This window comes from Nocardia sp. NPDC051911, from assembly GCF_040681035.1.
In the GTDB taxonomy this organism is placed as follows: Bacteria; Actinomycetota; Actinomycetes; order Mycobacteriales; family Mycobacteriaceae; genus Nocardia; species Nocardia sichangensis.
Genome location: NZ_JBFAXY010000004.1, coordinates 280824 through 293806 on the forward strand (window position 1 = coordinate 280824; position 12983 = coordinate 293806).

At 69.4% G+C, this 12983-nt stretch carries 14 protein-coding genes; 3 read left to right on the forward strand and 11 right to left on the reverse strand.

Annotated elements, in window-relative coordinates:
* Nucleotides 1-111: 111 nt before the first annotated feature.
* Nucleotides 112-579, reverse strand: coding sequence for a hypothetical protein (locus AB0L97_RS07395; protein WP_364426045.1), 468 nt, complete (start codon nucleotides 577-579; stop codon nucleotides 112-114).
* Nucleotides 580-922: 343 nt separating this feature from the next.
* Here AB0L97_RS07395 and lexA point away from each other — a divergent pair, with 343 nt between their 5' ends.
* Nucleotides 923-1576 (forward strand): transcriptional repressor LexA, encoded by a 654-nt coding sequence (gene lexA, locus AB0L97_RS07400; RefSeq protein WP_355071022.1) that lies wholly within the window; start codon nucleotides 923-925, stop codon nucleotides 1574-1576.
* A gap of 125 nt (nucleotides 1577-1701) precedes the next feature.
* Nucleotides 1702-3753 carry a glycosyltransferase family 39 protein gene (locus AB0L97_RS07405; protein WP_364426047.1) on the forward strand — a complete coding sequence of 684 codons (2052 nt, stop codon included), beginning with the start codon at nucleotides 1702-1704 and terminating at the stop codon, nucleotides 3751-3753.
* Nucleotides 3754-3809: 56 nt separating this feature from the next.
* On the opposite strand, the gene AB0L97_RS07410 is transcribed toward AB0L97_RS07405, so the two are convergent.
* Both AB0L97_RS07410 and AB0L97_RS07415 read right to left on the reverse strand, forming a co-directional pair.
* The gene (locus AB0L97_RS07410) at nucleotides 3810-4250 is read right to left on the reverse strand and encodes a hypothetical protein (RefSeq protein ID WP_355070288.1); all 441 of its coding nucleotides are present in this window, start codon (nucleotides 4248-4250) and stop codon (nucleotides 3810-3812) included.
* Between the two features lie 28 nt (nucleotides 4251-4278).
* Entirely contained in the window at nucleotides 4279-4788 is a 510-nt protein-coding gene (locus AB0L97_RS07415; RefSeq protein ID WP_364426049.1) for a DUF2231 domain-containing protein, read from the reverse strand.
* Between the two features lie 187 nt (nucleotides 4789-4975).
* Here AB0L97_RS07415 and AB0L97_RS07420 point away from each other — a divergent pair, with 187 nt between their 5' ends.
* Nucleotides 4976-5149 carry a hypothetical protein gene (locus AB0L97_RS07420; RefSeq protein ID WP_355070284.1) on the forward strand — a complete coding sequence of 58 codons (174 nt, stop codon included), beginning with the start codon at nucleotides 4976-4978 and terminating at the stop codon, nucleotides 5147-5149.
* Nucleotides 5150-5519: 370 nt separating this feature from the next.
* On the opposite strand, the gene AB0L97_RS07425 is transcribed toward AB0L97_RS07420, so the two are convergent.
* The 8 genes from AB0L97_RS07425 to AB0L97_RS07460 all read right to left on the reverse strand — a co-directional run bounded on the left by AB0L97_RS07425 (nucleotide 5520) and on the right by AB0L97_RS07460 (nucleotide 12982).
* On the reverse strand, nucleotides 5520-6266 hold the full coding sequence (locus AB0L97_RS07425; RefSeq protein WP_364426052.1) for a DUF6390 family protein: 747 nt from the start codon (nucleotides 6264-6266) through the stop codon (nucleotides 5520-5522).
* Nucleotides 6266-7333: a HoxN/HupN/NixA family nickel/cobalt transporter gene (locus AB0L97_RS07430; RefSeq protein WP_355071020.1), complete on the reverse strand. Its 1068-nt coding sequence runs from the start codon at nucleotides 7331-7333 to the stop codon at nucleotides 6266-6268. Before AB0L97_RS07430 ends, AB0L97_RS07425 begins: the two co-directional genes overlap by 1 nt.
* Before the next feature lie 87 nt (nucleotides 7334-7420).
* Nucleotides 7421-8494 carry a hydrogenase expression/formation protein HypE gene (gene hypE / locus AB0L97_RS07435; protein WP_355070280.1) on the reverse strand — a complete coding sequence of 358 codons (1074 nt, stop codon included), beginning with the start codon at nucleotides 8492-8494 and terminating at the stop codon, nucleotides 7421-7423.
* The gene (gene hypD / locus AB0L97_RS07440; protein ID WP_355070278.1) at nucleotides 8487-9599 is read right to left on the reverse strand and encodes a hydrogenase formation protein HypD; all 1113 of its coding nucleotides are present in this window, start codon (nucleotides 9597-9599) and stop codon (nucleotides 8487-8489) included. The genes hypE and hypD overlap by 8 nt, the downstream gene beginning before the upstream one ends.
* A complete protein-coding gene (locus AB0L97_RS07445; protein WP_355070277.1) occupies nucleotides 9596-9922 on the reverse strand; it encodes a HypC/HybG/HupF family hydrogenase formation chaperone in 327 nt (108 codons plus the stop codon). The genes hypD and AB0L97_RS07445 overlap by 4 nt, the downstream gene beginning before the upstream one ends.
* Before the next feature lie 16 nt (nucleotides 9923-9938).
* Nucleotides 9939-12239 carry a carbamoyltransferase HypF gene (gene hypF, locus AB0L97_RS07450; RefSeq protein WP_364426055.1) on the reverse strand — a complete coding sequence of 767 codons (2301 nt, stop codon included), beginning with the start codon at nucleotides 12237-12239 and terminating at the stop codon, nucleotides 9939-9941.
* Nucleotides 12236-12478: a HypC/HybG/HupF family hydrogenase formation chaperone gene (locus AB0L97_RS07455; protein ID WP_355070275.1), complete on the reverse strand. Its 243-nt coding sequence runs from the start codon at nucleotides 12476-12478 to the stop codon at nucleotides 12236-12238. The genes hypF and AB0L97_RS07455 overlap by 4 nt, the downstream gene beginning before the upstream one ends.
* Before the next feature lie 3 nt (nucleotides 12479-12481).
* On the reverse strand, nucleotides 12482-12982 hold the full coding sequence (locus tag AB0L97_RS07460) for a hydrogenase maturation protease (RefSeq protein WP_355070274.1): 501 nt from the start codon (nucleotides 12980-12982) through the stop codon (nucleotides 12482-12484).
* Nucleotide 12983: the final 1 nt, after the last annotated feature.

The following is a 12983-nucleotide window of genomic DNA, read 5'->3' on the forward strand; positions in this document are numbered from 1 at the left end:
CCGACATCGTTCGGGCGGCGTCGCCCGGATCACGTTTTCAGCACGGTAGCAACACGTTCTAGTTTTCGATCAACAATTCCGGCCGCCCAGGGTGGCCGATTTCCCTTGTGCTCAGCGCGAATTGCCGCCCATCGGCACGCTCGGGCCATCCACCACGGCCGGCACCGACCGGCCGGACCCACCGCCCCACTCACCCGCGCGCACATGCGACAAAGCGATCAAGCCCACCACCGTCGAAGCGGTGAGCAGGGCGGCGACGGCGAGGGCGGCGAACCCGATCTGCGCCTGCTCGACCCGGCGCATGGGATGTTCGCCACGAGGACGACGCCGCGCGAAAGTGCTTACGCCCCGGTCATAAGCGAGCATGCCCGCACCGGGACGCGCGCCGGGCGGACGCCGATCGACCGCGGATCGATGCGCGGGCGTCAGCGTGCGCGGGCGCGCGCCGCCGCACAGCAGCCGCCGAGCAGTCTCGTACCCGAGATCATCCTGCGCCGGGGCCGGATCGGCGACGCGGCGCTCGGCTTCGGCCTCCGCCGCAGCGATTGAAGGGGTGACATGGCTGATCGCAGTGCTCATCGGACAAACCTCCGTAGTGGGTGCTCCGTTGCCGGTCGAGCCGTTCGAACACACGTTCCGCGCTCATTCGCTCACATGTTCGAAGAACTGGTGTTCGATTTCTACCACGCCGCGACGACAAAGTCAGCAAGAACACCCGACATGCGTCGAACAGATGTTTGATCCAGCGGCGCTACCGGACTAGATTCGAAGGACCGAAGACACGACAGGCCGAGAAGACACATGCCGGGCGCGGACCGGTCTGGCACAGCAGGAAAGGGCGGTTGCGGTGAGGCAGACGGACGACACGGGTGACGAGACCGAGAGCGGCGCCGACGCGGCGGGTAGCGGGGCGGATCTCACCGTGCGTCAGCGCAAAGTGCTCGAGGTGATCCGCACCTCGGTGAGCGAGCGCGGCTACCCGCCGAGCATCCGGGAGATCGGTGACGCCGTCGGCCTCACGTCCACCTCGTCGGTCGCCCATCAGCTGCGCGCCCTGGAACGCAAGGGCTACCTGCGGCGGGACCCGAATCGCCCGCGCGCCGTGGACGTCAGGGGCCTGGACGAAGTGGTCCGGTCGGTGACCAGCTTGCCGGTCGCCGCGGTCGACGACGGTGAGATCACCGTCGACGTCGACCGTCCCGTCCCCACCTTCGTTCCGGTGCTCGGCCGCATCGCCGCCGGTGGCCCGATCCTGGCCGAGCAGGCCGTGGAGGACGTCTTCCCGCTGCCGCGCGAGCTGGTCGGCGACGGTTCGCTGTTCCTGCTGAAGGTCGTCGGTCAATCCATGATCGACGCGGCGATCTGCGACGGCGACTGGGTGGTCGTGCGGCAGCAGAACGTCGCCGAGAACGGCGACATCGTCGCCGCGATGATCGACGGTGAGGCCACGGTGAAGACCTTCAAGCGCACCGGCAAGGACGTCTGGCTGATGCCGCACAACCCGGTCTTCGAGCCGATCCCCGGCAACGACGCCCAAATTCTGGGCAAGGTCGTCACGGTCATCCGCAAGATCTGACGGCCCGGCGCAACGATCCACCGTCGGCGGGCCGAATGCTCGTCGGCCGGTGGACGTCCGGTACTCACAGCTGATTGCCAGGATGCGCGCAGGAGATTCACCAGGACGCTTGCGAGACTCCTGCGGTGACAGCGATCCCCGCCGAGGCCGCCCTGCCCGATGCGAATCCGATTGCCACCCGTCCCGAGCCGGGGGAATTATCGCCCGCGCGGCTATGGGAGCGCGCAGGGCTGGCGGCATTGCTGCTCGGGACCGCGGCCGCGTACTTGTGGCACATCACGGTCAACGGCATGGGCAACGGCTTCTACGCCGCGGCGGCCTGGTCGGGTGCGCGGGACTGGAAAGCGGTGCTGTTCGGTTCTCTCGACCCGGGCAACTTCATCACGGTGGACAAGCCGCCGGTGTCGCAATGGGTGATGGGTGTTTCGGGGCAACTGTTCGGATTCGGCAGCGCGAGCATGCTGGTGCCGCAGGCGCTGATGGCTGTCGCCGCGGTGGCATTGATGTACGCGATGGTCGCCGGGGCGACGACCAGCCGGGCCGCCGGTCTGCTCGCCGGAGCCGCGCTGGCGGCAACGCCGGTGGTGGCGTTGATGTTCCGGTTCAACAATCCGGATGCCGTGATGGTGCTGCTGATGACCGCGGGCGCGTACTGCACGCTTCGGTCGGCGCGGCAGGCGAGCGCGCGCTGGCTGATGCTGGCGGGCGTCGCGCTCGGGTTCGCGTTCCTGGCGAAGATGCTCGAAGGTCTCATGGTGTTGCCCGCCTTGGCGCTCACCTATCTGATCGTCGCGCCGACCTCGGTGCGGAACCGGTTGCTGCACTTGTCGGCCGCCGCGGCGGCACTGGTCGTCTCGTCCGGCTGGTATGTGCTGCTGACGGTGCTGTGGCCCGCCACGGCGCGGCCGTACCTGGCAGGCTCGACGGACAACACGTTCATGGATCTGGTGCTGGGCTACAACGGGTTCGCTCGCTTCCTGGGACAGAACCACCACGGCGGCAACAGATTCGCGCTGCCTCCGGGGTACGAGATGCCTGCCTCCGGCGGGCACACCGGCGGCGGGTTCGGCGGCTTCAGCGGACCAGGCCCGGCTCGCCTGTTCACCGGTGAGATCGGTTTCGAGATCTCCTGGCTGCTTCCGGCTGCCCTGCTCGCCTTCGCACTGGTGCTCGTCTCCCGTCGGGGTATGCCACGAACGGACCCGGTTCGTGCGGCCGCGCTGGCGTTCGGGCTGTGGCTGGTCGTCGACGGTGTCGCGTTCACCGTGATGCGCGGCGGTATGCACGCCTACTACACGTTGGCGATCGGTCCGGCCGTGGCCGGGATGTTCGCCATCGGGGTGGCCGAGGTGTGGCGGCGCCGGTCGGAGGCGTTCGGTCGTGTCGGCGCCGCCGCACTGGTGCTGACGTCGGGACTGTGGGCTTTCGTCCTGCTGAATCGCAATCCCGGGTGGCTGCCGCCGCTGCGCTGGACGCTCGTGGCGATCTCGCTGGCGGTGGCGCTGGGACTGGTCGCCGCCGCCTTCCCGGCCGGGGCGCGACGGGTGCGAGCCAGAGCCGTATCGGTGCTCGTCGCCGTGGGCGTGCTCGCCGGGATCGGCGGATCGACGGCATACGCCGCGGCCACTCTGCCGCAGGCGCACACGGGCGGCAGTCCTACTGTGGGCCCGGCACGGCCCACGACGGCGGATCCGTCGAGCGACATGCGCCGCGAGGTGACCGCGTTCCTCGACGGTGAGGTCGAACCCCAACTCGCCACGCTGTTGCGCGACACCTCCACCCCCTGGTCGGCCGCAGTGGACCGGTCCTCGGTCGCCGCGTCGCTGGAACTCGCCACTCACACCTCGGTAGTCGCGATCGGCGGCTTCACTTCCGACGATCCGGTGCCCACCCTCGACGAGTTCCAGACCATGGTGCGCACCCATCAGGTGACGTACTACCTCGCGCAGGAGGTGCGGCTGCCCGATTCGTGGCGGGTGCGCGACCAGCCCGCAGGGGCCGGCCGGAGCGACGCCCCGGACAACGGATGGTGGCGGCCGGCCGGGCACAAAGACATCGCCGAGTGGGTGTCGGCGCACTACAGCGCGGTACACATCGGCAACGTCGCGGTCTACGACCTCACCGCCCCGGCCTGCGACAGTACACAACCCTCGCCGCCCGCGGCCTGCGCGAAATAACTGGGGACTCCCGCCGTCGCGGCCACCCACCGGTGGCTCTCGTCTGGGACGAGAGGTCAGCTGCCGACGCCGAGCGCGGTCAGGAACACCAGCACGACGGTCGTCACGGCGAAAACCCCGTGTGCGGCGACGACGGCAACGGGAAAGTGCTTTTCGGGCGGTTCGGCCGTTCCCGCGGCGGAGCGGCGTTCGACCGTTCCCGCGGCGGAACGCTCTCGATATGTGGGAATCCAGCGCACCAACATCGTGAATCCGAGTAGGGCGACCGGAATCAGCAGCACGAAGGCGATCCAGGCCCACGCCGTGTTGTCGACGACGAGGTACACGATCCACACGATCAGTCCGGCCACGGCGAGCAGGAAGTGCCCGAACAATACCGGCGCGGGCAGCTGGGTCGAATTCGGCTGACGCGTGCCGCCCTTGGCGATCCAGGTGCCGAGCAGGAAGAAACCGCCGCCCGCGGTGAGCAGCCAGAAGATCAATGCGGCGATGCCCATGGTGTGCCTCCTGACGTTGGGAAGGGATTCAGCGCTTGAAGCCGCTCGCCTGGGTTGCCTCGTCGGCGACACGTACGCCGTACCGGTAGGCGAGCTTGCCCCCGAGATACCCCGACATCGCCAATGCCACCAGGGCCGCCACCGACAGCGCCAGCGGCCCGGCCGGAACCGCGCGTGTGGTGTCGGCGCCCCGCCGCCAGAAGAAACCGACCGCGTAGGCGACGGTGACCAGCAGATTGAGGGTCATGTGCAGCAGGCCGGTGCGGAAGGCGAGCGTACCCGTTGGGATGGCGAGCAGGTCGAGGAACCCGATCGTCGCGGCGGCCAAGGCGCCGAGCACGCCGATCGCGATCAGCCACGACGACCCCTTGACCAGGAACTCCGGATCGTCCACCACTCGGGACGCGAGGTCGAACACCAGACTGGCGACCCATGCGCCGATCGGGACGGTGACCAGGATCGGATGGAATGGGTGCCCGTACGGGCCGGCCAGCGCGGCGCTCACCGGCCGCTTCGCCTGCTGCGGATCCTCGGTCATGGCGCACCTCCATCGAGGTCGATCGCCTTCGCATGCGCCGACCGGCCACGGGGCCGTCGCTCGGCCACGGTCCGCCGAGTCATTTGACTCCGCCCGCGCAGATGGCCGACGGATTCCACTCTCCTGTATACGGGAATATCGCATCGAATACGGTAGGCCACAAAGTGGATGTACCACCGTACGGAAATTGCACACCTCGTTCGGAAAAGCCGCACCCATCGCCTCGACGCAGAATTGTCGGACGCTTGCACAACTGCGGTTTTCCGGCTTGTGGGATGGCTACTACATCATCGGAAGCATCGGCATCGGCATGCCCGGGAACATGTTGTTCCACATGTCGCGAATCATCCCCATCATCTGATCCAACACTGTAGTTCACCTCCCTTCGGGTGAGATCCGAAATGCGGATCAGCCCGTCGGGCACGATGGCGGGAGGACGCGCCGACACACCGGATGAATCATCCGGGAACGGTTCGGAGTTTCGCCGGACGACTATCGGTGAAATACACGTGTCGCTCCCCGAGGTCGGGCTCGACAGCTATATACAGGATACGCGCACCTAGGTGAGCCAAACACGCCTCGCGGATCTGCCGAATTCGCGAACCGTCGAGTTCGCCACGATTGACGGGGAATCGAAACTTTCTCATCGGCAACCGCCGCGACATATCGGCGCTGTTAGCAAGCAGCCCGCCTCGGTGTCGGGTGTGGACGACCGGCAACTCACGTGCTCGTCAGCTGATCGCGGGGTTCCCTTGTGCGGCGAGTCGTCGGTTGGTGAACTCCAATTGACGCACCGTGCCCACCTCCAGAGCACTCACCTGGGCGTCGTCCAAGCGCCCGCACAGCCGCCCCCAGTGCACCGCGACCCGCTCCCCTACCGCGACATCCGGCAGCGCCGCGTACCCGTCCACCCGGATCGGCACCGACCGCGCCGTCTCCGCCGACAACGCGAGACGTTCGCCGTCCCAGCTCAGCGCACGGCAGCCCAACACGACCTCGCCGCCGGCGCGGTCGAGCACCGTTCCCCAGCCGATCCGGCAGTTGTCGAGCACGTGCAGGGGATGTTCGTTGCCGTGTCCGAGCAGCCGCGACCAGGGGTACACACCGAAGACGTGGAAGCAGTGGTTGGCGGCCGCCTCCTCGGCCAGCCGTGGCGTCAGGTACGTCCAGTACCCGCCCGCGACCGGGCCGAGCAGATCCAGCAGTTCGGCGGTGAACTCGCGGGCATCCAGTTCCGCGCCGACGCCGCCGCCCAGCCAGTACGCCTCGACGATCCTGCGGTCAAGCGGGTCCGCTACACCGGTCATGCGCGCCATCACGCGCAGGTAGGGCCACGCTCCGGTGAACCGGCGCGCCACCGCCCGCACCTGCTCGTCCGAGCCGTCGCGCAGGGCGGCCGCGTCGGGCGGCCCGCAGTAGCCCAGCCGATTGGGCGCGTAGGCGTACCGGGCGAACATCTCCGCTCCGCTGCCCGCCATCAGCACGGCCCTCCGCCCGCCCGGCCCGGGGACCACCGCTGCTCGATCCGGCCGAATCGCCACACTCCGACGGCGACCGCCCAAGTGAGCAGGAACAGTCCGGCAATCACGAAGCCCATGGCGCCCAGATCCAGCCCGCCGACCCACGCCAGCGGTCCGTCGGCGATGCCGAATTCGTCGGCCAGCAAGGAGATCATCTCCTGCGCGCCGATCAGCAGCGCCACGGCCACCGACAGACCGGTGACGACGATGTTGTAGTAGACGGTGCGCAGCGGTCCGGCGAACGCCCATCCGTATGCGTAGTTCATGAACGCGCCGTCCAGCGCGTCGAACAGCGTCATGCCCGCCGAGAAGAGCACGGGCAGCACGAGGATCGCGTACCACGGCAGGTCGGTCGCCGCCGCGCCGCCCGCGATCACCAGCAAGCTCACCTCGGTGACGGTGTCGAAGCCGAGGCCGAACAGCAGCCCGACGAGGTACATCTGCCACGGCGCGCGCACCGCCCGGGTCAGCGGCCCGGTCACCCGCTGCAACGCGCCGCGGTCGTGCAGCCGCTGCCGCAAGGCGGCCTCGTCGTAGCTCCCACGGCGCATCGAACGGAACACCCGCCAGATGCCGATCAGCGAGACCAGGTTCAACGCCCCGATGGCGAGCAGGAAAGTGCCGGAGATGCCGGTGCCGAAGAGGCCGGTCCAGCGTTGCAACCCGGAGTTCTCGTCGCGCAGGTTGCCCGCCAGCGCCTTGACGCCGAATGCCAGCAGCGCGACGAGGACGAACACGATGGTGGAGTGCCCGAGGGAGAACCAGAATCCGACCGACAGCGGCTTGCGCCCGTCCGCGACCAGTTTGCGGGTGGTGTTGTCGATCGCGGCGATGTGATCGGCGTCGAACGCGTGCCGCATGCCGAGCGTGTAGGCGGTGACGCCGAGGCCGACGCCGAACACCGCACCGTCCACCACGTATCCACCGGGGACAACGAGCAGCAGCAGCGCCGACCACCCGAGAACGTGCAGGACGACCACGACCGACGCCATCCCCGCGACGCCGCGCCGCTGCCGTCCGTCCAGCGGGGCACGCGACGCCGCAGGCGTCTCGGCGATCCGAACGATGATCCACACCTCGCCTTCTGGCTCCGGGCCGATACCGGTCCCCTGTCAGCAGATCCGCGGCAGCTGCTCGCCCGCGGGCAGATCCACCACCCGCGTACCGCCGAGTGCCGTGCGGGCGACCACCATGCCGGGATGTTCGGCGACGCATCGGCCGATCACGGCGGCCTGCGCGCCCAGTGGGTGCTCCCGCATCGCCGCCAGCACGCGTTCGGCGTCCTCGGGCGCGACGAACGCCAGCAGCTTGCCCTCGTTGGCCACGTACATCGGGTCCAGGCCGAGCAGCCCGCACGCGTCGCGCACGCCGTCCGGCACGGGAAGCTGCCGCTCGTCCAGGGCCACGCCGACTTTCGCGGCACGGGCGATCTCGTTGAGCGAGGCCGCGACGCCGCCGCGGGTGGGGTCGCGCAGCACGTGCACGTCGGCGCCGGTGGCCAGCATCGCCGCGACCAGACCGTGCAGCGGCGCGGTGTCGCTGAGCACGGTGGTACCGAACTCCAGACCCTCGCGGCAACTGAGCACCGCGACACCGTGCACCCCGATCTCGCCGCTGACCAGCACGACGTCGCCCGGGGTCGCGCGTTGCGGCCGGATGTCCACCTCGGCGGGCACCACGCCGATGCCCGCAGTGTTGATGTAGATCCCGTCACCGTGCCCGGCGTCGACCACCTTGGTGTCCCCGGTGACCAGCTGGACTTCGGCCGCCAGCGCGGCGGTCCCGACCGCCTGCGCGATGCGTGCGATGTCGGCCAGCGCGGTGCCCTCCTCCAGGATGAACGCGGTGGACAGCACCATCGGACGCGCACCGGACATGGCCAGATCGTTCACCGTGCCGTTGACCGCGAGCTCACCGATGGTGCCGCCCGGGAAGACGAGCGGCTTCACCACGAACGAATCGGTGGAGAAGGCCAGCCGCGCGCCGTCGAGCGTGACGACCGCGGAATCGGTCAGGTCCGCGTTCGCGGCGGAGCCGAACGCGGGCAGGAACAGATGCTCGATCAGCTCGCCGGACATCGCGCCGCCGCCGCCGTGGCCCATGACGATGTTCGGCGAATCCCGCAGCGGCATCGGGCAGACCCAGCCCTCATCGATCGTCACGGGCGCGGCGCCTTTTTCACGCATGGGCCACCTCCGCGGGCAGATCCAAGCGCCGGTACAGGTAGTACGCGGCGCACGCGCCTTCGGAGGACACCATGGTGGCGCCCAACGGATTCCGCGGCGTGCACTGCTTGCCGAAAGCGGCGCACTCGTTCGGTTTGATCAGCCCCTGCAGCACCTCGCCGGAGCGGCAGATGGTCGATTCTTCGGTGTGCAGGTCGCCCACGGCGAAGCGGTGCTCGGCGTCGAACTCGCGATAGCGCTCCGACAGCCGCCAGCCGCTGCGCGGGATGACGCCGATGCCGCGCCAGCCCCGGTCGGTGACCTCGAAGACGTCCTGCAGCATGGCTTTCGCCGCGGGATTGCCCGCAGCGGACACCGCGCGCGGGTAGGCGTTCTCCAGTTCGTGCCTGCCGGACTCCAGTTGCAGCACGGTGCGGCGGATACCCTCCAGGATGTCCAGCGGTTCGAATCCGGTGACCACCATCGGCACTCGGTACTGCTCGGCCAGCGGCGGGTACTCGTCGGTGCCCATCACGGTGCAGACGTGCCCGGCGGCGAGGAACCCCTGCACCCGACAGGTCGGCGACTCCATGATGGCGGCGATGGCGGGCGGGACCAGCACGTGCGAAACCAGCAGCGAGAAGTTCCTGATCCCCAGCCGCTTCGCCTGGTAGACCGTCATGGCGTTGGCCGGAGCCGTGGTCTCGAATCCGATGCCGAAGAACACCACCTCGCGGTCGGGATTCTCCTTGGCCAGGTTCAGCGCGTCCAGCGGCGAGTACACCACACGGACGTCACCGCCCTCGCTCTTCACCCGGAACAGGTCCTTGGAACTGCCCGGCACGCGCAGCATGTCACCGAACGAACAGAAGATCACGCCCGGTCGCGCGGCGATCTCCAGCGCCTTGTCGATCACCTCCAACGGGGTGACGCAGACCGGGCAGCCGGGGCCGTGGATCATCTCGATCTGGTCGGGCAGCAGTTGGTCTATGCCGTGACGGATGATCGAATGTGTCTGTCCGCCACAAACTTCCATGATCGCCCAGCGGCGGCTGGTCGCGGCGCGGATCCCATCGAGCAGGTGCCGGGCCAGCTCGGGGTTGCTGAACTCGTCGAGATATTTCATGACTTCGCCTCCGGTTCCTCGCGGGACGGCTCGGCGGCGGGATTGTCCAGGCCCGCCTGCTTCGCGGCGATGGCGAAACCGTCGCCGAATTCCTCGTTCAGTACGCCGAGGTGCTCGAACTCGGCCAGGGTCCGCAGCGCGGACTCCTCGTCCAGACGCTGGATCGCGAAACCGACGTGGACCACGACGTAATCGCCGACCGCCGCGTCCGGGATGTATTGCAGGCACACGTCCTTGTGCACGCCGCCGAAGTCGACGACCGACATCAGCGTGCCGTCCCGCTCGTGCAGGCTGAGCACTTTGCCTGGTACCGCAAGACACATCGTTGCTCTCCTTCGCTCATCCCTCGCTGCACGCGAGGAGTTGCCCGAACGCGAGGCCGCCGTCGTTGGGCGGCAGTCTGTGGTGGGTGATCACGGTGAACCCGTTGTCGCGCAGCAGTGCACACGATCGCGCGAGCAGCAGGGCGTTCTGGAACACGCCGCCGGACAGGGCGACGACCGTCCCCGGGGCGGCGTAACGCGCCGCGAGGTCGAGCACCAACCGAGCGACGGCGGCGTGGAAGCGCGCGCCCACCACCCGCGGGGGCGCGCCCGCGCGAACGTCGGCGACCACGTCCGCGATCACCGGCGCGGCATCGATCCCGGCGGGATCGCCGTCCGCGAGCGGGAATCGGTAGGCGGCGTCGCCTTCCGCCCCCGCGCGCGAGAGTCCTTCCAATTCGATCGCCGCCTGGGCTTCGTAGTCGACGACGTGCCGCACGCCGCACAGCGAGGAGACCGCGTCGAACAACCGGCCCATGCTGGACGTGGGCGCGCAGCCCAGTCCGGTCCGGAACTGGTGGGCCAGCACCGAACGCTCGGCGGGCGGACACGCCGCGACCGCGGGAATGTCCTCGGACCAGTCGATCCCGGCCGCGCGCAGATGAGCCAGCGCCATGCGGTAGGGCCTGCGCACGGCGAGATCGCCGCCCGCGAGCGGCACGTACTTCAGGTGCGCCAGACGCCGGTAGCCCTTGTAGCCCGCCAGCAGCACCTCACCGCCCCACACCGCCGCGTCCGGTCCGTACCCGGTGCCGTCGAAGGCGATGCCGACCACCTGCTCGGTCGCGCCGAGCCCGTGCTCGCCCATGACTGCGGCGATGTGCGCGTGATGGTGCTGGACGGTGTAGACGGCTCGCTCCCCCGCGTGCCTGCGCGCCCAGGCGGTGGAGCGGTAGCCGGGGTGCGCGTCGGCGACCAGCTGCGCGGGACAGACGCCGGTGAGTTCTCCGAGGTGGCGCTGCGCGGCGTCGAAGGAGCGCAGCGTCGCCAGGTCGTCCATGTCGCCGATGTGCTGGCTCAACCAGGCGTAGCGGCCGTCGGCCATCGCGCAGGTGTTCTTGAGGTCCGCGCCGACGGCGAGCGTCGGCGGCAGCGGCACCGGCAGCAACAGCGGCAGCGGCGCGTAGCCGCGCGAGCGCCGGACCGGCAGTTCGCGGCCGTCGAGCGAGCGCACCACCGAGTCGTCGCAGGGCACCAGGATGCGCCGGTTGTGCGACAGCCAGCCGTCGGCGAGCCCGGCCAGGCGGGTGCGTGCGTCGTCGTCCTGGTAGCAGATCGGCTCGCCGCCGAGATTGCCCGAGGTCATCACGAGCACCTGCGGGCCGGGCGGGTCGCCAGGCAGACCGAACAGCAGCAGGTGCAGCGGGGTGTAGGCGAGCATCACGCCCAGGTCTGGATTGCCGGGCGCCACCGATGGCGAGACCGCCGGGCCGTCCCCCGAAGGGGGCTCCTCGGGCGAGGATCGGCGAGCGAGCAACACGATGGGGCGAGCCGGGCTGGTCAGCAGCGTCTCGGCGGCGTCGTCGACGGCGACGATGGCCCGTGCCGTGGCCAGATCCGGCACCATGACGGCGAAAGGTTTGTCACCACGGCGTTTGCGACGTCGCAGTTCCGCGACGGCGGCCTCGTTCGTGGCGTCACAGGCGAGGTGGTATCCGCCGATGCCTTTGACCGCCAGGATTCCGCCCGCGCGCAGCAGTTGCCGCGCGGCCGCCAGCGGCGTACCGGCTCCCGGTCCCGTATAGGCGAGCGTGGGGCCGCAGTCGGGGCAGGCGATCGGCTGCGCGTGGAAGCGCCGATCGGCGGGATCGGCGTATTCCCGCGCGCACCGCTCGCACATGGCGAAGTCGGCCATCGATGTGCGCTCGCGGTCGTAGGGCAGGCTCGCGATGATGGTGAAACGCGGACCGCAGTTGGTGCAATTGACGAACGGATGGCGATAACGGCGATCGCGCGGATCGCGCAACTCGCGTTCGCAATCGGCGCAAATCGCGACATCGGGTGAGGCGAGCGTGCGACCGCCGCCCTCGCGCGTGGTGCCCGCGATGTGGAATCCGGTGCCGCCGCGCGCCGGGATGTCGGCCTGCTCGACCGACTCGATCACCGCCAGCGGCGGCGGTCGCAGGCGCAGCCGCCGGGCGAACTCGTCCAGATCTCTGGCCGCTCCCTCGATCTCGACGATCACGCCGTTGCTGTTGTTGCTCACGCTGCCGGACAGAGCCAGTTCGGCGGCGGTGGTGTAGACGAACGGCCGGAATCCGACGCCTTGGACCACACCGCGCACCAGCAGACGCCGCCGCAGCCGCACAGTGTTCATGACTGGTCCCCGCGTTGCAGCAGACGCAGCCCTTGCAGCGCCGCCTCGGCTCCCGCCGCGTCGGTCTTCTCCACCGCGAAGCCCATGTGGATGATCACCCAGTCACCCGGCCGGGCCGGATCGTCGTCGAGCAGCCCGATGTTCACCTTCCGCTGCTCGCCGGAGACGTCGACCAAGGCGATCTGATCGTGGTAGCCGTCAGGGATCGCCAGCACCTGTCCCGGGATGCCCAGACACATCGGTCAGTCCTCCTGTCGCGCTGTAGCCCGCGGAAGCGGGGAGCCATCGGATGTCCCGGCGGGCAGGAACGCGGCGAGCACCTCGCCGACGGCGGCGACCGCCTCCGGCACCGCCGCCGCGACCGGCGCGGACAGGCCGATACCCTCCTCCACGCAGGCGACCTGGCAGCCGATCACCACCGTGGGCGGCAACACGCCGCCCAGCGCGCGTACCCCGGCGAAGACGGCGTCCGGGCTCATCGCGTGGGCGTCGAGCTGGGCGCCGGTGTCCTCCGGCTCGGCGCCGAACACCTCGACCCGGCCGGGCGCGCCGCGGTCGGGCAGCGCGTCGATCAGCAGCAGCGCCGCCCAGGGGTCGAGCAGGTCGTAGGCGAGGTGCATGCCGCGGATGCCGTAGTCCACCGCGCGCACACCGGGGTCGGGGTGGTGCGGCAGTCTGCGCACCACCTCGGGTCCGAATCCGTCGTCGCCGAGGAAGATGTTGCCGATCCCGGCGATCAGCACC